Here is a 21797-nt window from a genome sequence, read left to right as displayed (position 1 = left end):
GGGGATGGGCAGCGAGGGAAGCCCGGCGCGGCGAGCGCCGGCCGGGCGGGGGATCAGCGGGACTTGCGGTTGACCACCTGGGCGGCCTTGACGATGTCTTCGCCGATGTCGGGGGTGTACTGGTCCCAGACCGGCTTCATGGCGGCACGCCAGGCCGCGCGTTCCTCGGGGGTGAGGGTGATGATCTGGGCCTTGCCGGCTGCCTGGATGCGCTGGCGGTCTGCCTGGTTCTGCTGGGCGGCGGCGTTGTTCACGGCGAAGGTGACCTCGTCGATGATGGCTTCCAGCTCGGTGCGGGTCTGGTGCGGGATGGCGAACCAGAAGCGCGAGTTGCTCACCAGCATGTAGTCCAGGGCGCCGTGGTTGGTCTCGATGATGTAGTGCTGCACGGTGTCGAGGTTCTGGCTGGCGAAGTTCGACCAGGTGTTCTCGGTGCCCTGTACCTGGCCACCCTTGAGCGCATCGAAGGTTTCGGCGAAAGGCATGGGCACGGCCTTGGCGCCGATCTGGGCGAACTGCGACTCCAGCACGTTGGACGCCTGGATGCGGAAGGCCAGGCCCTTGGCATCCGCCGGGGTGTGCAGCGGGCGACTGGCGGAAAGCTGCTTCATGCCGTTGTGCCAGAAGGCCAGGCCGATGATGTTCTTGTCCTCCATGGCGCGCAGCAGTTGGCGGCCCTTGGCGCGCTTCTGGAAGCGGCTGACCGCGTCCTGGTCATCGAACAGGAAGGGCAGGTCGAACAGTTGCAGTTGCTTGGTGTACTGGTCGAACTTGGCCAGGGAGGGGGCGAGCATGTCCACCTTGCCGTCCTGCAGGGCCTGCAGCTCGTCGGCGTCGCCGAACAGCGTGGAGTTGGGGTAGACCTCGACCTTCACCAGGCCGGGCAGGCGTTTTTCCGCCAGTTCCTTGAACAGCAAGGCGCCCTGGCCCTTCGGCGTGTCGTCGGCGACGACATGGGAGAAACGGATGGTGATGGGGCCGGTTTCCGCCGCCAGGGTGTGGCCGCTGGCGAGGGTAAGCGCGCAGGTCAGGGCAGCGATGTACTTCTTGATCATGGTGTGTGCCTTTTTGTTCTGGGCAGACAGTAGGTGGCCGCGACATGCGGACAGTGCCGGCTGGACGGTGCCGTTCGTGGCAGCACCGACAGGCGCGGTTCTCATGGTATCGCCCCGTCCGGTACATGGCCGGGAGGTGACGGTTCGGCAGGGTGTGGCTGGGCCAGGCAGTCCTTCGCCGACCGGCGATTATCCCAGAGTAGACGCTGCTGCGAGGGGTAGCACTGCTCAGTTCTGCGATGCGGTCGTGGTTGTGAGGGGGAAGTCCATCTGCAGGCGCGTCCAGCCGTCTGCGCTCACGCAGCGGACCTCGCCACCGTGGGCGCGGACGATGGAGCGGGTGATGGCCAGGCCGAGTCCGGCATGCTCGGCCTGGCCTTCGCGGCGGGCCGGGTCGGCGCGGAAGAAGCGGTCGAACAGGCGCGGTTGCAGTTCGGCGGGGATGGCCGGGCCCTGGTTGGCCACCTCCAGGCGCAGCGAGGGGCCGGCGGGTTGGGCGCTGAGCGCGATGGCGCCGCCGGCCGGGGTGAAACGCAGGGCGTTGTCCAGCAGGTTGGAGAGGGCGCGGCGCAGCATGGCGCGGTCGCCCTCCAGGTGGCCGCTGCCGGTGCAGGTGAGGCGGATGCCGCTCTCCTCGGCCAGGGGGGCGAAGAACTCGGCCAGTGCCTCCAGCTCGTCGGCCAGCACCAGGGGCTCACGGCGGGTGGTGAGCAGCCCGTGCTCGGCCTTGGCCAGGAACAGCATGTCGTTGACCATCTGCGCCAGGTGCTGCAGTTCCTCCAGGTTGGAATGCAGGGCCTCGCGGTAGGTGGCCAGGTCGCGGGGCTGGGCGAGGGTGACCTGGGTCTGGGTCAGCAGGTTGGACAGCGGGGTGCGCAGCTCGTGGGCGATGTCGCCGGAGAAGGCGGAGAGCCGCTGGAAGGCGTCTTCCAGGCGCGCCAGCATGGCGTTGAAGGCGCCCACCAGGTCGCTCAGCTCGGCCGGCACGCTGGTCGGGTCGAGGCGGGTGGTGAGGGAATGGGCGGAGATGCCGGCGGCCACCTCGGCCATCTGCCGCAGGGGTCGCAGGCCGCTGCGCACGGCCCAGGCGCCGAGCAGTGCAGTGGCCAGGGCGCTGAGGCCGACGGTGAGCCAGATCAGCCGCTGCATGCGTTCGAGGAAGTGCTGGTGGTGGGTGATGTCCAGCCGCAGGTCCAGGCGCGGGCTGTCGGCCTGGCCGGGGAGCAGCTCGGTGCCGTAGGCGCGCCAGGCGGTTTCGCCATGCTGGGCGTGGGCGGCGACGGCCTGGCTGTCGAACCACAGCTCGCCCCGGGGGCCGAGGATGCGCAGGGCGAGGTCGGGCTGGCGTTGCAGCTCGGCGTGCAGGTCGTCTTCCCGCGTGGCTAACGCTTCGGCGCTGCCCACCGGGCCGAGCAGGCTGCGCAGGGCTTCGGCACGGCTGGCCAGCAATTGGTTGTCCAGTTCGAGGAAGTGCGCCTCGCTGGCCCGGTCGAACAGGGCGCCGGCGATGAGCGAGACGCTGGCGGTGGCTGCGGCGAACAGCAGGCTGAGGCGGGCGCCGAGGGACTGGCGCATCAGGCGTCCCGCGCCTCGAGCACGTAGCCCATGCCGCGCACGGTGTGGATCAGACGGGTGGGCCAGGCGTCGTCCACCTTGGCCCGCAGGCGGCGGATGGCGACTTCGATGACGTTGGTGTCGCTGTCGAAGTTCATGTCCCAGACCTGGGAGGCGATCAGTGACTTGGGCAGCACTTCGCCCTGGCGCCGCAGCAGCAGCTCCAGCAGGGCGAACTCCTTGGCGGTGAGGTCGATGCGCTGGCCGCCGCGCTCCACCCGGCGCCGCAGCAGGTCGAGGCGCAGGTCCGCCAGTTGCAGGCTGGTTTCCTGCTGGCCAATGGTGCCCCGGCGCAACAGGGTGCGCACCCGCGCCAGCAGTTCGGCGAAGGCGAAGGGCTTGACCAGGTAGTCGTCGGCGCCCAGCTCCAGGCCGCGCACGCGGTCCTCGACGGCATCGCGGGCGGTGAGGAACAGCACGGGCGTCTCCAGGCCGGCTTCGCGCAGGGTGCGTAGCACCTGCCAGCCGTCGCGGCCGGGGAGCATCACGTCGAGGATGATCAGGTCGTGGTCGCCGGTCAGCGCCAGGTGCTGGCCGGCGATGCCGTCGCTGGCCAGGTCGACCAGGAAGCCGGCTTCGCCCAGTCCCTGGCGCAGGTACTGACCGGTCTTGGGTTCGTCTTCGACGATGAGCAGTTTCATGGCGGGCCTGTGTCGTGGGGTGTCCTTTATACCGTGCCGGGCGGGCGCGTTGGGCCTGGCTGACAAAGTTGTAATGTGCCGGTAAGCCAGGCGCCAGTGGCAGGGCGGCAGGATGGGGGCCTGTCCATCAGGAGACCCTGTCATGAAACGATCCGCCCTTGTTCTCGCCTGCGGCCTGTTCCTCAGCCTGCCTGTGCTGGCCGATGGTGCCGCTACCTTCGCGTTCGGTCACCCGGCCAAGGCGGCCGAAGCCGGCCGTACCGTGGCGATCACCCTGGGTGATATGTACTACGAGCCCGCCAGCCTGCAGGTGAAGGCCGGCGAGACGGTGCGCTTCGTGCTGAAGAACACCGGCAGCCTGTTTCATGAGTTCAACCTTGGCGATGCGGCCATGCATGCCCGCCACCAGCAGGAAATGCTGAAGATGCAGCAGATGGGGATGCTCACCCCTACCGGCATGAACATGAAGCACGACATGGCCGGCATGGGCATGGTGGGCATGGACCATGGCGCGATGATGAAGCATGACGACCCCAACAGCGTGCTGGTGGAGCCGGGCAAGACGGCCGAGCTGACCTGGACCTTCACCCAGGCCACCGGGCTGGAGTTCGCCTGCAACATCCCTGGTCACTACCAGGCCGGCATGGTCGGCAAGGTCGAGGTCAAGCCCTGATGCGTGCGCTGATGGGGGCCGGATTGCTGGCCCTGGCGGCCGACGCCGGGGCCGGGGCCGGCACCTATGAGCTGGTGATCGATGAGGGGCGCGTGGCCTTGAGCGATGGCAGCCGGCCGGCGTTGACCATCAACGGGCAGTCACCCGCGCCGGAGCTGCGTTTCAAGGAGGGCGAGGAGGTGCAGATCCGCGTGACCAACCGCCTGGATCGTGACACCTCGCTGCACTGGCACGGGCTGATCGTGCCCTACGACCAGGACGGCGTGCCGGGCATCAGCTTCCCGGGCATCAAGCCTGGGCAGACCTTCACCTACCGTTTCCGCGTGCAGCAGTCGGGCACCTACTGGTACCACGCCCACAGTGACTTCCAGGAGCAGGAGGGGCTGTACGGGCCGCTGGTGATCGAGCCGAGCGGGCGCGAGCCGTACCGCTACGACCGCGAGTACACGGTGATGTTGTTCGACTGGCAGGACGAAAAGCCCGAGCGCACCCTCGCCAACCTGAAGAAGGACGCCGAGTACTACAACGACCATAAGCGCACCCTGGGGGATTTCTTCACCGATGCCGCCCGTGATGGCGTCTGGACGACGCTCAAGGACCGCTGGGGTTGGGGCGACATGCGCATGTCGCCGACGGACATCGCCGATGTCAGCGGGTTTCGCTTCCTGGTCAACGGCCGCGACGCGGAGCAGAACTGGACGGCGCTGTTCAAGCCGGGCGAGCGGGTGCGCCTGCGCCTGATCAACGCTTCGGGCATGAGCTACTACGACCTGCGCATCCCCGGCCTGCCGATGACGGTGGTGCAGGCGGATGGCAACGACGTGCTGCCGGTGACGGTGGATCAGGTACGACTGGCGGTGGCCGATGCCTATGACGTGATCGTGCAGCCCCGGGAGGATCGGGCCTATACGCTGTTCGCCGCCTCCATGGACCGCCGTGGTTACGCCCGCGCCACCCTGGCGCCCAGGCCGGGCATGGTGGCCGAGGTGCCGACCCTGGGGCCGCCGCGCCTGCTGAGCATGGCCGACATGGGCATGGATCACGCCATGCCGGGGATGGGCCACGGTGCGATGGCGGGCATGGGCGATGCAGAAATGGCCGGAATGGACCATGCCGCGATGGGCCACGGAATGCCGGCCGCCGGTGGCAACCCGGACTATGCGCCGGGCAGCGGCATCGCCCCGGAGCCGGTGGAGGGCGGGCGGGTGCTGGTCTACGGCGATCTCAAGGCAATGCGCCCGGATGCCCGTTACCGCACGCCGGACCGCACCATCGAGCTGAAGCTCACCGGCAACATGGAGCGCTACTTCTGGTCTTTCGACGGGGTGAAGTACTCCGAGGCCGAGCCCATCCGCCTGCGCTACGGGGAGCGGGTGCGCTTCCGTTTCGTCAACCAGACGATGATGAACCACCCGATGCACCTGCACGGCATGTGGATGCAACTGGACAAGGGCAACGGCCGGCTCAACCCGCTCAAGCACGTGGTCAACGTGGCGCCCGGCAGCACGCTGGAAGTGGACGTGCCGGCCGATGCCATCGGCCAGTGGGCGTTTCATTGCCACCTGATCTACCACATGGCCAGCGGCATGTTCCGCAAGGTGATCGTCGAGGCGCCCGACGGCAGCAGCCACTCCCTGGGCGAGGCCATGCAACCGATGGAGGAGGCTGCTCATGCGGGTCATTGAATGGGGGGTACTGGCGGCATTGGCCAGCCCGATGTCCTGGGCGATGGAGATGGACGCCATGCCGGTCGGCTACCTGGGGTTCGATCGCCTGGAGCAGCGCTTCCACGGCAACGACGCCCAGCTGGCCTGGGAGCTGGAGGGCTGGTACGGCACCGACACCCACAAGCTGGTGTTGAAGAACGAAGGCGCCCGGGATACCGGTGGGCCGACCACGTCGAGCCACACCGAACTGCTGTACCGGCGGATGTTCAGCGACTTCTTCGACTGGCAGGCGGGCGTCGCCCATGACGACCAGCCGGGGCCGGCGCGCAGCCATGCGCTGGTGGGGGTCAAGGGGCTGGCACCGCAGTGGTTCGAGGTGGAGGGCAACCTGCTGGTGAGCGAGCGGGGTGATCCCTCGCTGCGCCTGGAGGCGGAATACCAGGTGCTGCTGACCCAGCGGCTGGTGCTGGAGCCCCGGCTGGAATACGACCTGGCCCTGGCGGACGACCGCGACCTGGATCGCGGCGCCGGCAGCGGCACGCTGGAGGCGGGGTTGCGCCTGCACTGGCGGGTGACGCCGGCGTTCTCGCCTTACCTGGGCTATGAGTGGGAGCGTACCCACGGCCGCAGCGGGGACTGGCTGCGTGCAGCCGGCGAGCCTGACGAGGAGGGGGCCTGGGTGGTGGGGCTGCGCTTCTGGCTGTGATGGTCCGGGTGTGTCGCCGAGGTTTTGCGGCAGGCCCGGGCTGTATACAATTGCGCGGTTTTTTCTCCCGCCAGGTCGCCTCTCATGCAGCATCCCGCCGAACACTCGCCGCTGGGCAAGTCCAGTGAGTACATCAGCACCTACAGCCCGCAGCTGCTGTTCCCCATTTCCCGCGTGGCGAAGTGGAACGAGCTGGGGCTGACGGCGGAGACTCTTCCTTATAAGGGCGTGGATTTCTGGAACTGCTATGAGCTGTCGTGGCTGACCCCGTCGGGCAAGCCGGTGGTGGCCATCGGCGAGTTCGCCATTCCGGCCGATTCGCCGAACATCATCGAGTCGAAGTCCTTCAAGCTGTACCTCAACTCCCTCAACCAGAGCGCCTTCGCCTCGGCGGCGGAATTGGTGGCGGTGCTGGAGAAGGACCTGTCGGCTGCTGCAGGGGCCGAGGTGAAGGTGCGCGTGCGCAGCCTGGCGGAGGTGGAAGCCGAGGGTGTGGCCCGCGCCGCCGGGACCTGCATCGATGACCTGGATGTGAGCATCGACCATTACGACCATCCGCAGCCGGAGCTGCTGCGCGCCAACGCCGCCGAGGTGGTGGAGGAGGCGCTGCACAGCCACCTGCTGAAATCCAACTGCCCGGTTACCGGCCAGCCGGACTGGGGCACGCTGGTGGTGCAGTACAAGGGGGCTCGCCTGGAGCACGCCAGCTTCCTGGCCTACCTGGTGAGCTTCCGCCAGCATTGCGACTTCCACGAGCAGTGCGTCGAGCGGGTCTTCCTCGATCTGCTGCGCCTGCTCGAGCCCGAGCACCTGACGGTGCAGGCACGTTATGTGCGCCGTGGCGGGCTGGACATCAACCCCTACCGCAGCACGCACCCCATCAGCCCGGACAACGGCCGGTTGGTGCGGCAGTAACTGATTCCGGGCTGCGCCCGGCCGCTCGCTGAAACGAAAGAACCCCGGCACCTGGCCGGGGTTCTTGCATTCGGGGTTGGGGGTCAGATGCCCATGCTGACCAGGCTCTGCATGATGTTACGCAGCGTGCCGGCCAGTGTCGGGTGGCTCAGTTCGAAACGCTCGACGGCGAGGTTGACGCCGTCTACCAGGCTGTCTTCCGAGGTATGGGCCTCGTTCGCCAGCTTAAATTCGATGTCGCGGATCAGGTCGTTGAGGTCGGCGCGCTCTTGTGCATCCATCGGGGTGTCTTGGGCCAGTTGGTCGCGCAGTTCGTTGAGTTGCTGCTGCAGGCGTTCGGACATGGTGTTCTCCCTTTTGACAAGACTCAGGAGTGGACCGCCGTCTGACGGCAAAAGGTCCCGGTGCCAGTGAGATTAATCCAGGCGGGGCGGCGCTGCCTGATCACGATCAATGCCGTTACAAAAGCGCGGCGGTCGGGATCAGGGCTTCTCGCCCTTGTGGCGGCGGTTCGCCAGGTCGTCGAGGCAGTCGGGCAGCTCGCCGAGGTGGTCGATCACCGAGTGGGCGCCCAGGTGGTACAGCTCCAGGGTGGCGCGGGCGCGCCGGGCGTCGCGTTCGCTGGCCGGCAATGCCTGCCAGTCACCCAGGGCGTGGCCGCAGAGTCGGCCGCTGGCGGCGAGGCCGACGGTCCAGAGCCCGGCGTTGAGGCCGGCCTGGAGCAGGCGGGGTTCGCCGCTGACCAGCACGCAGCCTTCCAGGCGTTCGACGCCGAGGCCGGCGAGGGCGTTCCAGCAGTTGTCCGGGGCTGGCCAGGGGCGCCCGGTACCGGTCTGGGCCGGTGGGAGCGAGTCTGGCAGCGACTGGGCGAGCACCGTGGTGACGTGTTCGGGCAGCTCTTCCAGCCAGGCTGCGGGGATGTCCTGGCTGGCCAGCCGGTCGAGGAGGGCGTCCAGGCCCGGTGCCGGCTCGGCACGCTCGTGGGCGGCTTCGACCAGGGCATCCTGCAGGCGGGCACGCTCGGCTGGGCGGGGGCGACGCTTCAGCAGCGCTTCCAGTTGGTCGGACGGGGAGAGGGCGGCGACTTCATCCGGCTGTCCGTCGTCAAGGCGAACTACGGTGCGCTGCAGGGCCAGGGGCAGGGTCCGGGCGCCGAAGTCCACCAGGCAGCCGGTCAGGCCAAGGAGCAGGGCGGTGAAGGGAGGCGGCGGGGTGCTGGGCATGGGCGGGTCATCCTGACGTGAGCGCATCCAGCCTAGCTGCCCGGTATGACGTGCAGGTTACGGTTCGGTGATGGCTGGCAAGCCCCGGAAGATGCGCCGCAGGGATTCCGGCACAGGGACCGGGCGGTTGCTGGCGTGGCAGGCAACGCGGGCTTCTACCAGGTACTGGATATAGAGGGTGTTGTTGACGTGGCCGTAGCTGTCCATATCGCCCCAGCGCACGGGGATATGGGCAACATGGAGTAAATTCTTTTCCGCCATTGGTCGCGTTACCTATGCTGCCTGTTGACCATCCAATGGCCGTATAATGCGCGCCCTGTCGGGCGGCCCGCTGGGGGCGCCACACTACTTTTCCCTAGGAGAGACTGCAATGCGAATGATCGGTGCGGGTTGGCTCGATCGAATGGGCCGTCTGCTGGCGGTCGCTGGCCTGGTGGCGCTGCCTCTGGTGGCCCAGGCTGCGGATGAGGACCCGTGGGAGGGCGTCAACCGCGCGGTGTTCAGTTTCAACGACACGGTCGACACCTACGCCCTGAAGCCGATCGCTCAGGGCTACCAGTACGTGACGCCGCAGTTCGTCGAAGATGGCGTACACAATGTCTTCCGCAACGTCGGCGACGTCGGCAACCTGGCCAACGACCTGCTGCAGGGCAAGCTGCACGCGGCAGGCGTGGACACCAGCCGGCTGATCTTCAACACCACCTTCGGCCTGCTCGGCGTGTTCGACGTGGCGACCCGCATGGGCCTGCAGCGCAGCGACGAGGACTTCGGCCAGACTCTGGGCGCCTGGGGCGTGGGCAGCGGCCCCTACGTGGTGTTGCCGTTGCTGGGCCCGAGCACCCTGTGCGACGCGCCGGCACGCTTCGTGGACAGCTACACCACGCCCTATCCCTACATCGACCATGTGCCAACCCGTAACGTGACCCTTGGGGTGAACACCGTGGACACCCGTGCCAGCCTGCTGTCGGCCGAGAAGCTGATCACCGGCGACAAGTACGTGTTCATCCGCAACGCCTACCTGCAGAACCGCGAATTCAAGGTGCGCGACGGCGAGGTCGAGGACGACTTCTGATCGTTCACGCCGTATCGCAGGTATGAAAAAGGCGGCCCAGGGGCCGCCTTCTTTCTGTGTGCGCCGGTCAGCTCATCGAGGTGATCGCGAGGCCGATGGACATGCGCCCATCATCGCCGGCCGATATGCGGACCACCTCGGCTTCGGCATCCAGGCCCTTGAGCTCGGCGTGGTCGGACGGAATGTGGACGCGCACCTTGTCCCCTATCGACAGGTGGGCATCGGCTTCCAGTTGCATGCCGGTGCTCGACAGGTCGCGGCACAGGGCCGGGTACTCGCGGCCTCCATGATGCAGAACGACCTGCGCCTCGACCTGCATGCGGATGAAGTCGCGCTTCTCGCTGTAAGAACGATGATCGTTCTGACTCATTATCTGCTGTCCTCTGGTATTGGATGGACTGACCCCGGCCTCTTATAACTCCCGCTCTTTTCATGTGTAAAGGCAGGTTTCGACAATCGGCACACGCTTGAATCGCCCTGCGGATGGGAGTACCGTCTGCGCCTTGAAGCGAACCCCTTACCCGCATCCGGCCTAGGTCGGTGCCTCAACCAGCCCACCCCCGGCGCCGTTTGCCTGGATACTCCATGCACAAAACCAGTGCCAAGCTGCTGATCATCGACGACGACGAGGTTGTCCGCACCAGCCTCGCAGCCTATCTGGAAGACAGTGGTTTCAACGTCCTGCAGGCAGGTAACGGGCTGCAGGGGTTGCAGGTCTTCGAGCAGGAACATCCCGATCTGATCATCTGCGACCTGCGCATGCCCCAGGTCGACGGGCTGGAACTCATCCGCCGTATCAACCAGTTGGAAACCGACACGCCGGTGATCGTCGTGTCCGGTGCCGGCGTGATGAGCGACGCTGTCGAAGCCCTGCGCCTCGGGGCGGCGGACTACCTGATCAAACCCCTGGAAGACCTGGCGGTGCTGGAGCATTCCGTGCGCCGCGCACTGGATCGCCATGCCCTGCGGCAGGAGAACCAGCGCTACCGCGAAGAGCTGGAAGCGGCCAACCGCGAACTCCAGGCCAGCCTGCACTTGCTGCAGGAAGACCAGAACGCCGGGCGTCAGGTGCAGATGAACATGCTGCCGGTCACGCCCTGGATGGCGGATGGGCTGCACTTCGCCCACCAGATCATTCCGTCCCTCTACCTGTCGGGGGACTTCGTCGACTACTTCCGGGTCGACGAGCGGCGCATCGCCTTCTACCTGGCGGACGTCTCCGGCCATGGTGCCTCGTCCGCTTTCGTCACCGTCCTGCTCAAGTTCATGACCACCCGGCTGCTCTACGAGTCGCGCCGCAGCGGAACCTTGCCGGAATTCAAGCCCTCCGAGGTGCTCGACCACATCAACCGTGGGCTGATCAACTGCAAGCTGGGCAAGCACGTGACCATGCTGGGCGGCGTGATCGACGAGGAGAGTGGGAAGCTGACCTACAGCATCGGCGGGCACCTGCCCCTGCCTGTGCTCTACAGCGAAGGCCAGGCCCATTACCTCACCGGGCGCGGCCTGCCTGTCGGCCTGTTCGAGGAAGCGAGCTACGAGGATCAGGTCATGGACCTGCCGGCCTCGTTCAGCCTGACGCTGATGTCCGACGGCATCCTGGACCTTTTGCCGGGCGACACGCTCAAAGAGAAAGAAGCTGCACTGCCGGAAATCGTGCAGTCAGCCGGAGGAACCCTGGATGGCCTCAGGAATGCCTTTGGCCTGGCCAACCTGGGGGATATGCCAGATGATATCGCCTTGCTGGTGTTGAGCAGGAACCTTGCATGAGTACCGGTAAAATCCAGTTTGCCGAGCAGGATGGCACCTTTGTCCTGAAGTTCGTCGGTGAAATCCGCCTGACCCTGTGTTCGGCCCTGGACACCACTATCGAGAAGATCTTCTCCGCGCTTAATTTTTCGGCGATCGTCATCGACCTGACCGAAACGCGCAGCATCGACAGCACCACCCTTGGCCTGCTGGCCAAGTTGTCGATCCTCTCCCGGCAGAAAGTCGGGCTCTTGCCCACGGTCGTCACCACCCACCCGGACATCACCCGGCTACTGCAGTCGATGGGCTTCGACCAGGTGTTCAACATCGTCGACAAGCCGCTGCCGTGCCCTGAATGCCTGGAGGACCTGCCGCCCCAGGACCAGACCGAAGACGTGGTGCGCACCAAGGTGCTCGAAGCACACCGCATCCTGATGGGGTTGAACGACTCCAACCGCGAAGCCTTCCATGACCTGGTCAGCGCGCTCGAGCGTAGCTGACCTTTCGACTTTCCCCCGCTTGAACCTGGTGCGCCTGGCCGTTGCAGCCAGGCGCTTTGGTTTCAGGCGCGTGCCTTGAGCAGGGCTTCGAGCTTTTCCTGATCGCGGGCGAACAGGCGAATGCCCTCTGCCAGCTTCTCGGTGGCCATCGCGTCTTCGTTGAACTGCCAGCGGAAGGTTGGCTGATCCAGCGTCTGGCGCGGTTCTGCCGTGCCCTCAGCGCGCAGTTGGCGGGCCAGCTCGCCGTCATCCTCGGCCAGCTTCTGCAGCAGGTCCGGGCTGATGGTCAGGCGGTCGCAGCCCGCCAGGGCTTCGATCTGCCCCAGGTTGCGGAAGCTGGCACCCATCACCACCGTCTCGTAGCCGTGGGCCTTGTAGTAGCGGTAGATGCGCGAGACCGACTGTACGCCCGGGTCCTCGGCGCCCACGTAGTCGCGGCCTTCGGTCTTTTTGTACCAGTCGTAGATGCGACCGACGAAGGGGGAGATCAGGAACACCCCGGCCTCGGCGCAGGCGACCGCCTGGGCAAAATTGAACAGCAGGGTCAAGTTGGTCTGGATGCCGCTGCGCTCCAGGCGCTCGGCGGCGCGGATGCCTTCCCAGGTGGAGGCGATCTTGATCAGCACGCGCTCGCGGCCGATACCAGCCTTGTCATACAGCTCCACCAGGCGCTCGGCGCGGCGCAGGGTCGCCTCGGTATCGAAGGACAGGCGCGCGTCCACCTCGGTGGAGATGCGCCCCGGAATCACCTTGAGGATCTCCTGGCCCACGGCCACCCCGAAACGGTCGCACGCCAGCCCCAGGTCGCCGGCGCTGCCCGCCACGGCCTGGTCCAGCAGATCGGCGTAGCGGGGCAGGGCTGCCGCCTTGAGCAGCAGCGAGGGGTTGGTGGTGGCATCCACCGGCTTGAGACGGGCGATGGCATCCAGGTCGCCAGTGTCGGCCACCACGGTGGTGAACTGCTTCAGTTGGTCCAGCTTGGAAGTCATGACGAGGCCTTGTCGTTGCAGGTTGCGTGACCTTACCCGAGCAGCCAGGGCAGGCTCAACGGGCGGCCAGGGGAATTTCATGGCGGTACTGCTGCCACGTTCGTCAGACCATGGCCGCGAAAAAAATTCCGTATTTACTTGCGGGTTTTCCGTGCTGGTTCGTCTTTATTGATGAGGACCCGCTGAGCGGGTGGGGTGGCGCAGGAAGGCCGCCTCTGTGCCGACACGCCACAGGCAACAGACCAGAAGGAGCTTCGCCATGCCCCACAGCGACCATTCCCGATTGCGCCAGATGCTGCAGGACGCCGGCCTGAAGGCCAGCCTGCCGCGCCTGAAGGTGCTGGAGATACTCTGCGACGCGCAGAACGAGGACGGCGGCATTTCCACCCGCCTGCTGCACCAGCGGCTGAACGCCGCCGGCGAGCCGCTCTCCCTGGTCAGCGTGCGCCAGGTACTGGGACGGATGCTGGAAAGCGGCCTGGTGGTGCCGGAAGGGCACAAGGGCTATGCCCTGGCCCCGCAGAACGCGGCTCAGTGGCCGCGCAGCAGGTCGATGGCCTGATCGAGCAGTTCCAGTGGTGCCTGGGTCTTGTGCACGTCCACCGAGAGCAACTGGCGGAAGCGTCTTGCCCCCGGGAATCCCTGGGCCAGGCCCAGCACGTGGCGGGTGATGTGATGCATCTGCCCACCCTCGGCGATGTGCCGTTCGATGTAGGGGCGCATGGCCTCCAGCGCGGCGGCGCGGGTGATCGGCTGGGCCTCCGAGCCGAACAGGCGCCCGTCCACCGCCGCCAGCAGGTAGGGGTTGTGGTAAGCCTCGCGTCCCAGCATCACGCCATCGAAAGTGGCCAGGTGCGCCTCGCACTCATCGAGGGTCTTGATACCGCCGTTGAGGATGATCTCCAGGTCCGGGAAATCCCGCTTCAGCTGGGCGGCCACGTCGTAGCGCAGCGGCGGGATCTCACGGTTTTCCTTTGGTGAAAGGCCTTCGAGGATGGCGATGCGTGCATGCACGGTGAAGCTCCGGCAGCCGGCCTCCCGCACCTGCCCGACGAAATCGCAGAGCGCCTCGTAGCTGTCGCGGCCATTGATGCCGATGCGGTGCTTGACCGTCACCGGAATCTCCACCACATCGCGCATGGCCTTCACGCAGTCGGCCACCAGCGCCGGGTGTCCCATCAGGCATGCGCCGATCATGTTGTTCTGCACCCGGTCGCTGGGGCAGCCGACGTTGAGGTTCACCTCGTCGTAACCCGCTTCCTGCGCCAGCCGCGCGCAGGCTGCCAGGTCGGCCGGCACGCTGCCGCCCAGTTGCAGGGCCAGTGGATGTTCCTGCTCGTCATGACGGAGGAAGCGAGCGCGATCCCCATGCAGGATCGCGCCGGTGGTCACCATCTCCGTGTACAGCAACGCGTGCTGGGACAGTTGGCGAAGGAAGAAACGGCAATGCCGGTCAGTCCAGTCCATCATCGGTGCCACGGAGAAGCGGCGAGACAGCGAAGGGCGCGGGGTTGCTGGCGTAGGGGCGTGAGGCATCTGGCTAATCTGGCTTGCAGCCGCTTCAACTTGGGCCTGTTGGCCGGCAAGTGGGTGCTGAAGGGGCGTGTCGGTTGGGGGAGTCGCTCAGGTCATGGCCTGGCGTGGGAGGCGGGCAGTTTACCAAGAAAGGGGGCTTTCGATGTCATTTGGCAATGGCGGTGATGGGGCCTTGTCGGTTGTACCTGCAAGTTCGTCACAGGTCTGCAATGTCACCCGCGACAACACCCCGTAAGCCGTGGTATCAAGCCGTCCGTCGGGCGGTGCTGCGCGTGAAGGCCAAATGCCATTATTCTCCGCGCGCCCGGCCCAGGCCTTGCCCCGCAAGCCATCGGCGGCGGGGTGAATCCAGGAGTTGTCGCAGTCGCAGGACATCGGATGTCGCCGTATTTCTCGCCTTTCTCCGTTATCGATCGCACCCTCGTTGGCGCGTCCCGCCCGATGAGCCGGTTGTTGCCACTCCCCCTCATTCTTTCGGTCTTCGCTCGGTCATCCGACGGCGAAGGTCTTGGTTTTAAAACAAGGAGAGTCTCCATGAGCATCGTCTCGAAGCGTGCCCTGCTGCCGGTCCTGGCGGCCATGGCCCTGGCCGGCCTGTCCGGCTGCGCCACCGAAACCTCCACCGCCGTCGCGGTGCAGCAGGTCGAAAGCGTCAACCGTCCCTACAGCGGCCCGCGCGCACCCATCGCCGTCGGCAAGTTCGACAACCGCTCCAGCTACATGCGCGGCATCTTCTCCGATGGCGTCGACCGCCTCGGTGGCCAGGCCAAGACCATCCTCATCACCCACCTGCAGCAGACCAACCGCTTCAACGTGCTGGACCGCGACAACATGAGCGAGATCCAGCAGGAAGCCGCTATCAAGGGCCAGGCTCAGCGCCTGAAGGGTGCCGACTACGTGGTGACCGGCGATGTCACCGAGTTCGGCCGCAAGGAAGTGGGTGACCACCAGCTGTTCGGCATTCTCGGCCGCGGCAAGACCCAGATCGCCTACGCCAAGGTGGCGCTGAATATCGTCAACATCTCCACCTCCGAAGTCGTCTATTCCACCCAGGGTGCGGGCGAATACGCCCTGTCCAACCGTGAAGTGATCGGCTTCGGCGGCACCGCCAGCTACGACTCCACCCTCAACGGCAAGGTGCTCGACCTGGCCATGCGCGAAGCCGTCAACAAGCTGGTCGCGGCCGTCGACAGCGGCGCCTGGAAACCGCAGAACTGAAACAAGGACGTCATGCAATGAAACCGATGAACACCTCGCTCGCCGCGCTGTTGCTGGCGAGCGTCATGCTGGCCGGCTGCAGCGGGCCCAAGACCCTCTACCAGTGGGAGGGCTACCAGACCCAGGTCAACCAGTACTTCAAGGGCGAGTCCAAGGAAGCCCAGCTTGAAGCGCTGGAAGCCGACCTGCAGAAGATCAAGGCCAAGAACGGCGCCGTACCGCCGGGTTATCACGCCCAGCTCGGCCTGCTGTATTCCAGCATCGGCAAGGATGACCAGATGGTGCGTGAGTTCGAGACCGAGAAGGCGCTGTTCCCCGAGTCCGCCACCTACATGGACATGCTGCTGAAGAACGCCAAGGGAGGTGCGCAATGAACCTTCGCCATCTGTCCCGCCTGCTGGTCTGCTGCGTCCTCGGCGCCCTGGTCACCGGCTGTGCCTCGACCCAGAAGAGCGTCGACTACTCCGCCTACAAGGAAGCCCGTCCGCGCTCGATCCTGGTGCTGCCGCCGCTGAACGAGTCGCCGGACGTAAAGGCCACGTACGGCATGATGTCCCAGGTCACCTACCCGCTGGCCGAGGCCGGTTACTACGTGCTGCCGGTGGCTCTGGTGGACGAGACCTTCCGCCAGAACGGCCTGACCTCTCCGGGTGACATCCACCAGTTGCCGCCGGCCAAGCTGCATGAGGTCTACGGGGCCGATGCGGCGCTGTACATCACCGTCACCCAGTACGGCACCCAGTACATGGTGTTCAGCAGCGCTGCCATCGTCACCGCCAGCGCCCGCCTGGTGGACCTGAAGACCGGCACCACCCTGTGGACCGGTTCTGCCAGTGCCTCCAGCGAGGAAGGCAACAACAACAGCGGGGGTGGCCTGGTCGGCATGCTGGTCACGGCGGCCGTCAAGCAGATCATCAACAGTTCCGTCGAGGATGCCGCCTACCCCATCGCCGGCATCACCAGTGCCCGTCTGCTTTCCACCGGTTACAACGGTGGCCTGCTCTACGGTCCGCGTTCGCCGAAGTACGGCACCGACTGATCCGTTCGGCGCCCCTTCACGGGGTGCCATCCCCCCAGCCGGGCTTCTGCTCAGTGGAAGTCCCGGCTGCGCACATCCAGCCCGGTCAACAGTTCGGACAGGTCCCGCAGTCGCCCGGCGATCACGTGGCGCACCCCGTCCGCACACTCGAAGTGACCGTCCACCCGCATCAGTTGCGAACGCAGCAAGGCCTGGCGCTGGTGTTCGGCCAGGTCGCGCCAGACCACCACGTTGATCATGCCGAACTCGTCTTCCAGAGTGACGAAGGTCACCCCGCTGGCGGTTTGCGGGCGCTGCCGACCGACCACCAGGCCCGCGACGCTGATGGGGCGCCCCGATTCCACCTCGGCCAGCTCCCGCGAACTGCGGCAGCGCTGGGCACGCAGGGCGTCGCGCAGCAGCGTCAGCGGGTGGGGCCCCAGGGTGGTGCCGAGGGTGGCGTAGTCGGCCATCAGATTCTCGCCGACGCTGGGCCGCGGCAGGGCCACCGGCGCTTCGATCGGAGCCGGCAGGCCGGCGAACAGGGGCAGCTGTGGCTCCACGGCGGCAATGGCCCAGCGCGCACGGTGGCGGTGCCCGGCCAGGGCCCGCAGGGCGCCGGCATCGGCCAGCCGCTCACGGGCGCGGGCATCCAGGCGGGCGCGCAGGCAGAGGTCGGTCACGTCCTGGAAAGGGGCTTGCCGGCGTGCCCGTCCGATGGCCTCGGCGTCGTCCTGGCGGAAGCCTTTCACCAGGCGCAGGCCGAGACGGATGGCCGGCTGCGGTTCGCCTTCGTCCTCCAGGCTGCAATCCCAGTCGCTGTAGCGCACGTCCACCGGGCGCACGCGGATGCCGTGGCGACGCGCGTCCTGCAGCACCTGGTCAGGGCTGTAGAAGCCCATCGGCCAACTGTTCACCAGGGCGCAGGCGTAGGCTGCCGGCTCGTGGCACTTGAGCCAGCAACTGGCGTAGGTGAGCAGGGCGAAGCTGGCCGCGTGGGACTCGGGAAAGCCATAGCTGCCGAAGCCCTTGATCTGCTCGAAGATGCGCGCGGTGAACTCGGGGGTGTAGCCCTTCTCCAGCATCCGTTCGGTCAGCCGGATGCGGTGCGGCTCCAGCCCGCCATGACGCTTCCAGGCGGCCATGGCCCGGCGCAACTGGTCCGCTTCCCCGGCGGTGTATTCCGCCGCTACCACCGCCAGCTCCATGACCTGCTCCTGGAACAGTGGCACCCCCAGGGTCCGTTCGAAGACCGGGATCAGCTCCCTGGAGGGGTACTCCACCTTTTCCTCGCCGTTACGCCGCCGCAGGTAAGGGTGGACCATGTCGCCCTGGATCGGGCCGGGGCGGACGATGGCCACCTGGATCACCAGGTCGTAGAAGGTCTGCGGCCGCAGGCGCGGCAGCATGGCCATCTGCGCGCGGGACTCGATCTGGAACACCCCGACGGTGTCAGCCTTGCTGATCATCGCGTAGGTGGCTGCGTCCTCCCGGGGCAGGCTGGCCAGGGTCCAGCGCTTGCCCCGGTAGGCGGCCAGCAGGTCGAAGCAGCGGCGCAGGGCGCTGAGCATGCCCAGGGCCAGTACGTCCACCTTGAGCAGGCCGACGGCATCGAGGTCGTCCTTGTCCCACTGGATCACCGTGCGCTCGGCCATGCTGGCGTTTTCCACCGGCACCAGCGTCGGCAGCGGGTGCTCGGAGATGACGAAGCCCCCCGGATGCTGGGACAGGTGGCGGGGGAAGCCGATCAGCTCGCCGCACAGCACCAGGATGCGGTGCAGCAGCGGGCTGCCCGGGTCGAAGCCCGCCTCGCGCAGGCGCTCCTCGGTGGGCAGGTGGTCGCTCCAGCGGCCGCAGCAGGTGGCCAGGGCGTTGATGGCATCGGCCGGCAGCCCGAGGGCCTTGGCCACGTCACGCACCGCGCCGGCAGCGTGGTAGGTGTTGACCACCGCGGTCAGCGCGGCGCGGTCGCGACCGTAGCGGCGGAACACGTACTGGATGACCTCTTCCCGACGCTCGTGCTCGAAGTCGACGTCGATGTCCGGCGGCTCCTTGCGCTCGCGGGAGAGAAAGCGCTCGAACAGCAGGCGGCTGTGGGTCGGGTCCAGTTCGGTGATGCCGAGCACGAAGCACACCACCGAGTTGGCCGCCGAGCCCCGGCCCTGGCAGAGGATGGCCTGCTCCCGGGCGAAGCGGACGATGTCGTGGACGGTGAGGAAGTAGCTTTCGTAGCCCAATTCGGTGATCAGGGCCAGCTCATGCTCGATCTGGGTGCGGACCTTCTCGCTGGCACCGCCTGGCCAGCGCCAGCGCGCGCCGTCTTCCACCAGTTGGCGCAGCCAGGTAGCGGGCGTATGGCCCTCCGGCACCAGCTCACGGGGGTAGTGGTACTCCAATTGGCCCAGGTCGAAGCGGCAGCGTTCGGCGATACGCAAGGTCTCGGCCAGCAGCTCGGGCGGGTAGAGCGCGGCCAGCTCCTCGCGGCGGCGCAGGTGCCGCTCCCCGTTGGGGAACAGCCGTGCCCCGGCCTCGGCGACGGGCAGGTGATGGCGGATGGCGGTCATGCAGTCCTGCAGGGCGCGCCGGCCCCGGGCATGCATGTGCACGTCGCCACAGGCCACCGCCGGTATTGCCAGTTGGCGGGCCAGGTGAAGGTGGCGCTGCAGTCGGGCGTCGTCGTCCGCCCCCCGGTGCAGCTCGACGCCCAGCCACAGCCGCCCCGTGAAGTGTGCCAGCCAGCGCTGGCCGGCCTCGGGGCGGCTGGTCGGCGTGGGCAACCAGATCGCCAGCAACCCCTCCGGGGGCACTTCGAAGTCCGCATCGAGCAGGCGGTAGTCGCCTTTCGGCGCGCGTCGACGGGCACGGGTGATCAACTGGCACAGCGCCTGGTAGCCAGTGATGTCTTCCACCAGCAGCACCAGGCGCTCGCCGTCGGGCCCTTGCAGCTCGCTGCCGAGGATCAGCGCCACGTCCGTGGCCTTGGCGGCCTGCCAGGCCCGCACGGCGCCGGCCAGGGTGCATTCGTCGGTGATCGCCAGGGCGCGGTAGCCCAGTTGCCGGGCGCGCTCGAAGAGTTCCGTTGCACTGGAGGCGCCGCGCTGGAAGCTGAAGTTGGACAGGCAGTGCAGCTCGGCGTAGTCCGGCGCGCTCATGCGAACCAGCCCTGCAACTGCAGCGGGCCTGTTTCACCCAGCGGACGAAAGGCCCAGCCCTGCTGGCCCCGGTGGGTCAGCACGCGGTAGTAGTCGCGGCGGATGTCCTCGCCGTCCCACCAGCCGGACTCGATGCGCTCGGGCCCGCCCAGCAGGTGCACCGAGCCTTCCGGCAGGGGCTGGGGCGTGGCCAGCAGCCAGGCCGGGCGTGGCCCCGTGGCCGGCAGCGGGGGCGCCAGGGGCACGAAGCCCGGACGCCAGGCCCGCTCGGGGCGGTGGTCGGCCTGGGTCATCAGGCCCTGCACGGCGTCGTCGCCCAGGCGCGCGCGCAGGCGTTCACGCAGTTGCTCCCAGCCGAGGCTCTGCTGGGGACGGTTGTCGAACAGGCTGTAGCGGTCCGGCACGAAGGCCGGCAGGTCCTCCGCGTCCAGGCGCAGGGCGATGACCGGGCCGGGCAACTGCAGGGCCTCCAGGCGGCCGCGGGCGAACTCCAGCAGCAGGGCCGCCTCGCGTTCGGCATTCAGCAGGCCCACCTCGACGAGGGTCGGCGTGCCCGTGCGGTGTTCCAGGTACAGGCTGAAGCGCTGCACCCCCTGGTCGCGGCTGGCCAGGTAGGCAGCCAGGTCGGCGGTCATGCGGCGCAAGGGGAAGAGCAGGGCCTGGGTGGACTCCACCTCGAAGTTCAGTTCGATGCGGGTGCTGAAGCGGTCCGCCGGGCGGTAGAAGGCCAGCGCCTGGGGCTGTCGGCCGAGCAGGGTGTCGAGGTGCTGCAGCACCCCGGCCGGGAAGCGCCGTGCCAGTTCGTTGCGCGGCAGGGCCAGCACCTGTGTCACCTCGCGCAGGCCCATGCGGGCCAGGGCGGTGGCCTGCGACGGCTCCAGGCCGATGCGGGCGAGCGGCAGCGCGCCGATGGCCGAGGGCAGGGCCGGGTCGTCCACGGCCAGGCCGTCGTGCACGTTGGCCAGGGCGCGTGCAGCCGCCGGGTTGGGCGCCAGGGTGATGCGGTGGCGAAAGCCCAGGGCTTGCAGCTCGGCTCGCAGGCGGGCCTCGAAGCGTGGCCAGGGGCCGAACAGGCCCAGGCTGCTGTGCACCTCCAGCAGCAGGCAGCGTGGGTAGTGCAGGCTGACCTGGGAGCTGAAGCCGTAGGCCCAGGCAGCGAGGAACAGGCGCCAGCGCTCGATGGCCTCGGTGTCGTACTCGGCCTGCTCGAAGCCGGAGGCCAGGGCCTGGGCGGCGCTCAGGGCCATCCCCGGGCGCAGGCCCAGGGCCCGCGCCGGTTCGCTGACCGCCTGCAGGATGCGCCGCTGGGCGGGGCCTGTGAGCAGCACCAGCGGCGCCTGGCTGTCATCCCGGCCGCGCAGCACGCCGTCCAGCGCCAACTGGGGCAAGAGGATGCAGGCCCAGCGCACGGTCAGGGCCCCACCCGCGCATCCAGCGGGATTGGCCGGGCACTGGGCTGGCCACCCCGGCACTTGATCACCCGCAGGCGCGCCGGGTTGGCTTCGATGGCCAGGCGCAGGGCGGCGGGCGAGGGGTTCCGGGCTTCCCCCAGGGAGCGGTAGGCGAAGGCGAGGGTCTGGCCGCTTTCGGCGGCCACCTGCAGGCGACGCAGGGCGCGGTCGTCGGCCCGGTCCGGCCAGGTCAGCACGGCGCCGCAGCTGCCGGAGCGCAGGCACTGCTCGGCGGCCCACAGGGCATCCCGGCCCTGTGTCTGGACCAGGCTGAGCTGCCCCAGGTCCACCCCGGCGGCCTGCCAGGCGGGCGGGTAGGGCAGGTGGGGTGGCCCCACCAGCACGATGCGCTCACCGGCCTGGCTGAGGCGGGCAAGAGTGGGCAGCAGCAGGCTCAGTTCGCCGACACCGGGCAGGCTCACCAGCAGCTCGCTCAGGGCCGCTTCCGGCCAGCCGCCGCCAGGCAGTACAGCGTCCAGCGTGGCGTGCCCGCTGGGGTAGCGGCTGGCAGGTGCAGCGGGCGTGGCCTGGCCGCGCCAGAGGCGGCGTTCGTTGAACAGGCGGTCGAGGGCGACGACGGTAGACATGGGGGGTGTGTCAGAAATTACTGTATATAAA

22 protein-coding genes and 1 pseudogene are annotated in these 21797 nt (G+C 67.5%); 11 read left to right on the top strand and 12 right to left on the bottom strand.

The features are described 5' to 3' along the window. Positions 1 to 53 precede the first annotated feature (53 nt). From A7D27_RS09425 to A7D27_RS09415, 3 genes are all read right to left on the bottom strand, one after another. On the bottom strand, positions 54 to 1055 hold the full coding sequence (locus A7D27_RS09425; RefSeq protein ID WP_083265575.1) for a DctP family TRAP transporter solute-binding subunit: 1002 nt from the start codon (positions 1053 to 1055) through the stop codon (positions 54 to 56). A 228-nt stretch (positions 1056 to 1283) separates the two neighbouring features. Then, the gene (locus A7D27_RS09420) at positions 1284 to 2630 is read right to left on the bottom strand and encodes a heavy metal sensor histidine kinase (RefSeq protein ID WP_083265574.1); all 1347 of its coding nucleotides are present in this window, start codon (positions 2628 to 2630) and stop codon (positions 1284 to 1286) included. After that, entirely contained in the window at positions 2630 to 3310 is a 681-nt protein-coding gene (locus A7D27_RS09415) for a heavy metal response regulator transcription factor (protein WP_069561487.1), read from the bottom strand. Before A7D27_RS09415 ends, A7D27_RS09420 begins: the two co-directional genes overlap by 1 nt. 142 nt (positions 3311 to 3452) lie before the next feature. Here A7D27_RS09415 and A7D27_RS09410 point away from each other — a divergent pair, with 142 nt between their 5' ends. The 4 genes from A7D27_RS09410 (at position 3453) to queF (ending at position 7271) form a co-directional block, all read left to right on the top strand. Continuing rightward, entirely contained in the window at positions 3453 to 3983 is a 531-nt protein-coding gene (locus A7D27_RS09410; RefSeq protein WP_069561486.1) for a plastocyanin/azurin family copper-binding protein, read from the top strand. Then, positions 3983 to 5668, top strand: a complete 1686-nt coding sequence (locus A7D27_RS09405; protein WP_069561485.1) for a copper resistance system multicopper oxidase — start codon at positions 3983 to 3985, stop codon at positions 5666 to 5668. Before A7D27_RS09410 ends, A7D27_RS09405 begins: the two co-directional genes overlap by 1 nt. Beyond that, positions 5655 to 6356 (top strand): copper resistance protein B, encoded by a 702-nt coding sequence (locus A7D27_RS09400; RefSeq protein WP_069561484.1) that lies wholly within the window; start codon positions 5655 to 5657, stop codon positions 6354 to 6356. The genes A7D27_RS09405 and A7D27_RS09400 overlap by 14 nt, the downstream gene beginning before the upstream one ends. An 84-nt stretch (positions 6357 to 6440) precedes the next feature. Further along, positions 6441 to 7271, top strand: a complete 831-nt coding sequence (gene queF, locus A7D27_RS09395) for an NADPH-dependent 7-cyano-7-deazaguanine reductase QueF (RefSeq protein WP_069561483.1) — start codon at positions 6441 to 6443, stop codon at positions 7269 to 7271. 83 nt (positions 7272 to 7354) lie between these two features. Here queF and A7D27_RS09390 read toward each other — a convergent pair whose 3' ends face one another. The 3 genes and pseudogenes from A7D27_RS09390 to A7D27_RS27090 all read right to left on the bottom strand — a co-directional run. Further along, positions 7355 to 7615, bottom strand: coding sequence for a DUF4404 family protein (locus tag A7D27_RS09390; RefSeq protein ID WP_069561482.1), 261 nt, complete (start codon positions 7613 to 7615; stop codon positions 7355 to 7357). 138 nt (positions 7616 to 7753) lie between these two features. Continuing rightward, a complete protein-coding gene (locus A7D27_RS09385; protein WP_069561481.1) occupies positions 7754 to 8494 on the bottom strand; it encodes a phosphatase in 741 nt (246 codons plus the stop codon). Positions 8495 to 8635: 141 nt separating this feature from the next. Beyond that, a pseudogene (locus A7D27_RS27090) lies at positions 8636 to 8755 on the bottom strand (acyl-CoA thioesterase); the annotation flags it as partial. 109 nt (positions 8756 to 8864) lie between these two features. Here A7D27_RS27090 and A7D27_RS09380 point away from each other — a divergent pair. Further along, positions 8865 to 9566, top strand: a complete 702-nt coding sequence (locus A7D27_RS09380) for a VacJ family lipoprotein (protein ID WP_069564701.1) — start codon at positions 8865 to 8867, stop codon at positions 9564 to 9566. Positions 9567 to 9633: 67 nt separating this feature from the next. Here the strand turns inward: A7D27_RS09380 and A7D27_RS09375 are convergent, their stop codons facing one another. Further along, positions 9634 to 9936 (bottom strand): PilZ domain-containing protein, encoded by a 303-nt coding sequence (locus A7D27_RS09375; protein WP_044404188.1) that lies wholly within the window; start codon positions 9934 to 9936, stop codon positions 9634 to 9636. Between the two features lie 215 nt (positions 9937 to 10151). On the opposite strand from A7D27_RS09375, the gene rssB reads away from it, so the two are divergent. Together rssB and rssC are read left to right on the top strand one after the other, a co-directional pair. Beyond that, positions 10152 to 11336 (top strand): two-component system response regulator RssB, encoded by a 1185-nt coding sequence (rssB, locus tag A7D27_RS09370; protein ID WP_069561479.1) that lies wholly within the window; start codon positions 10152 to 10154, stop codon positions 11334 to 11336. Then, positions 11333 to 11815: an anti-sigma factor antagonist RssC gene (rssC, locus tag A7D27_RS09365; protein ID WP_069561478.1), complete on the top strand. Its 483-nt coding sequence runs from the start codon at positions 11333 to 11335 to the stop codon at positions 11813 to 11815. The genes rssB and rssC overlap by 4 nt, the downstream gene beginning before the upstream one ends. Positions 11816 to 11877: 62 nt before the next feature. Here the strand turns inward: rssC and tal are convergent, their stop codons facing one another. After that, positions 11878 to 12804 (bottom strand): transaldolase, encoded by a 927-nt coding sequence (gene tal / locus A7D27_RS09360; protein ID WP_069561477.1) that lies wholly within the window; start codon positions 12802 to 12804, stop codon positions 11878 to 11880. Between the two features lie 259 nt (positions 12805 to 13063). On the opposite strand from tal, the gene A7D27_RS09355 reads away from it, so the two are divergent. After that, a complete protein-coding gene (locus tag A7D27_RS09355; RefSeq protein WP_044404196.1) occupies positions 13064 to 13366 on the top strand; it encodes a hypothetical protein in 303 nt (100 codons plus the stop codon). On the opposite strand, the gene dusA is transcribed toward A7D27_RS09355, so the two are convergent. After that, positions 13336 to 14340 carry a tRNA dihydrouridine(20/20a) synthase DusA gene (gene dusA, locus A7D27_RS09350; RefSeq protein WP_069564700.1) on the bottom strand — a complete coding sequence of 335 codons (1005 nt, stop codon included), beginning with the start codon at positions 14338 to 14340 and terminating at the stop codon, positions 13336 to 13338. The two genes, A7D27_RS09355 and dusA, sit on opposite strands and share 31 nt — an antisense overlap. Positions 14341 to 14874: 534 nt before the next feature. Between dusA and A7D27_RS09345 the strand changes: the two genes are divergently transcribed. From A7D27_RS09345 to A7D27_RS09335, 3 genes are read left to right on the top strand one after another with little or no spacing between them, the layout of a single operon-like run. Next, the gene (locus A7D27_RS09345; protein WP_044404206.1) at positions 14875 to 15558 is read left to right on the top strand and encodes a CsgG/HfaB family protein; all 684 of its coding nucleotides are present in this window, start codon (positions 14875 to 14877) and stop codon (positions 15556 to 15558) included. A gap of 26 nt (positions 15559 to 15584) precedes the next feature. Continuing rightward, on the top strand, positions 15585 to 15932 hold the full coding sequence (locus A7D27_RS09340; protein WP_069561502.1) for a DUF4810 domain-containing protein: 348 nt from the start codon (positions 15585 to 15587) through the stop codon (positions 15930 to 15932). Beyond that, positions 15929 to 16597, top strand: coding sequence for a DUF799 domain-containing protein (locus tag A7D27_RS09335; RefSeq protein WP_069561475.1), 669 nt, complete (start codon positions 15929 to 15931; stop codon positions 16595 to 16597). The genes A7D27_RS09340 and A7D27_RS09335 overlap by 4 nt, the downstream gene beginning before the upstream one ends. A 50-nt stretch (positions 16598 to 16647) precedes the next feature. On the opposite strand, the gene A7D27_RS09330 is transcribed toward A7D27_RS09335, so the two are convergent. From A7D27_RS09330 to imuA, 3 genes are read right to left on the bottom strand one after another with little or no spacing between them, the layout of a single operon-like run. Further along, positions 16648 to 19728, bottom strand: a complete 3081-nt coding sequence (locus A7D27_RS09330) for an error-prone DNA polymerase (protein WP_069561474.1) — start codon at positions 19726 to 19728, stop codon at positions 16648 to 16650. Beyond that, positions 19725 to 21137 (bottom strand): DNA polymerase Y family protein, encoded by a 1413-nt coding sequence (locus A7D27_RS09325; RefSeq protein WP_069561473.1) that lies wholly within the window; start codon positions 21135 to 21137, stop codon positions 19725 to 19727. Before A7D27_RS09325 ends, A7D27_RS09330 begins: the two co-directional genes overlap by 4 nt. A 2-nt stretch (positions 21138 to 21139) precedes the next feature. Next, positions 21140 to 21766 carry a translesion DNA synthesis-associated protein ImuA gene (imuA, locus tag A7D27_RS09320; protein ID WP_069561472.1) on the bottom strand — a complete coding sequence of 209 codons (627 nt, stop codon included), beginning with the start codon at positions 21764 to 21766 and terminating at the stop codon, positions 21140 to 21142. Positions 21767 to 21797 lie beyond the last annotated feature (31 nt).

The organism is Pseudomonas sp. 1D4, assembly GCF_001728925.1.
Taxonomy (GTDB): Bacteria; Pseudomonadota; Gammaproteobacteria; order Pseudomonadales; family Pseudomonadaceae; genus Metapseudomonas; species Metapseudomonas otitidis.
The sequence above is the reverse complement of the archived record's forward strand: the minus strand, read 5'-3'. Positions and strand labels throughout refer to the sequence as shown.

Coding starts and splice junctions, on each gene's coding strand:
- A7D27_RS09425 (WP_083265575.1), bottom strand. CDS start 1,055: ATGATCAAGAAGTACATCGCTGCCCTGACCTGCGCGCTTACCCTCGCC.
- A7D27_RS09420 (WP_083265574.1), bottom strand. CDS start 2,630: ATGCGCCAGTCCCTCGGCGCCCGCCTCAGCCTGCTGTTCGCCGCAGCC.
- A7D27_RS09415 (WP_069561487.1), bottom strand. CDS start 3,310: ATGAAACTGCTCATCGTCGAAGACGAACCCAAGACCGGTCAGTACCTG.
- A7D27_RS09410 (WP_069561486.1), top strand. CDS start 3,453: ATGAAACGATCCGCCCTTGTTCTCGCCTGCGGCCTGTTCCTCAGCCTG.
- A7D27_RS09405 (WP_069561485.1), top strand. CDS start 3,983: ATGCGTGCGCTGATGGGGGCCGGATTGCTGGCCCTGGCGGCCGACGCC.
- A7D27_RS09400 (WP_069561484.1), top strand. CDS start 5,655: ATGCGGGTCATTGAATGGGGGGTACTGGCGGCATTGGCCAGCCCGATG.
- queF (WP_069561483.1), top strand. CDS start 6,441: ATGCAGCATCCCGCCGAACACTCGCCGCTGGGCAAGTCCAGTGAGTAC.
- A7D27_RS09390 (WP_069561482.1), bottom strand. CDS start 7,615: ATGTCCGAACGCCTGCAGCAGCAACTCAACGAACTGCGCGACCAACTG.
- A7D27_RS09385 (WP_069561481.1), bottom strand. CDS start 8,494: ATGCCCAGCACCCCGCCGCCTCCCTTCACCGCCCTGCTCCTTGGCCTG.
- A7D27_RS09380 (WP_069564701.1), top strand. CDS start 8,865: ATGCGAATGATCGGTGCGGGTTGGCTCGATCGAATGGGCCGTCTGCTG.
- A7D27_RS09375 (WP_044404188.1), bottom strand. CDS start 9,936: ATGAGTCAGAACGATCATCGTTCTTACAGCGAGAAGCGCGACTTCATC.
- rssB (WP_069561479.1), top strand. CDS start 10,152: ATGCACAAAACCAGTGCCAAGCTGCTGATCATCGACGACGACGAGGTT.
- rssC (WP_069561478.1), top strand. CDS start 11,333: ATGAGTACCGGTAAAATCCAGTTTGCCGAGCAGGATGGCACCTTTGTC.
- tal (WP_069561477.1), bottom strand. CDS start 12,804: ATGACTTCCAAGCTGGACCAACTGAAGCAGTTCACCACCGTGGTGGCC.
- A7D27_RS09355 (WP_044404196.1), top strand. CDS start 13,064: ATGCCCCACAGCGACCATTCCCGATTGCGCCAGATGCTGCAGGACGCC.
- dusA (WP_069564700.1), bottom strand. CDS start 14,340: ATGCCTCACGCCCCTACGCCAGCAACCCCGCGCCCTTCGCTGTCTCGC.
- A7D27_RS09345 (WP_044404206.1), top strand. CDS start 14,875: ATGAGCATCGTCTCGAAGCGTGCCCTGCTGCCGGTCCTGGCGGCCATG.
- A7D27_RS09340 (WP_069561502.1), top strand. CDS start 15,585: ATGAACACCTCGCTCGCCGCGCTGTTGCTGGCGAGCGTCATGCTGGCC.
- A7D27_RS09335 (WP_069561475.1), top strand. CDS start 15,929: ATGAACCTTCGCCATCTGTCCCGCCTGCTGGTCTGCTGCGTCCTCGGC.
- A7D27_RS09330 (WP_069561474.1), bottom strand. CDS start 19,728: ATGAGCGCGCCGGACTACGCCGAGCTGCACTGCCTGTCCAACTTCAGC.
- imuA (WP_069561472.1), bottom strand. CDS start 21,766: ATGTCTACCGTCGTCGCCCTCGACCGCCTGTTCAACGAACGCCGCCTC.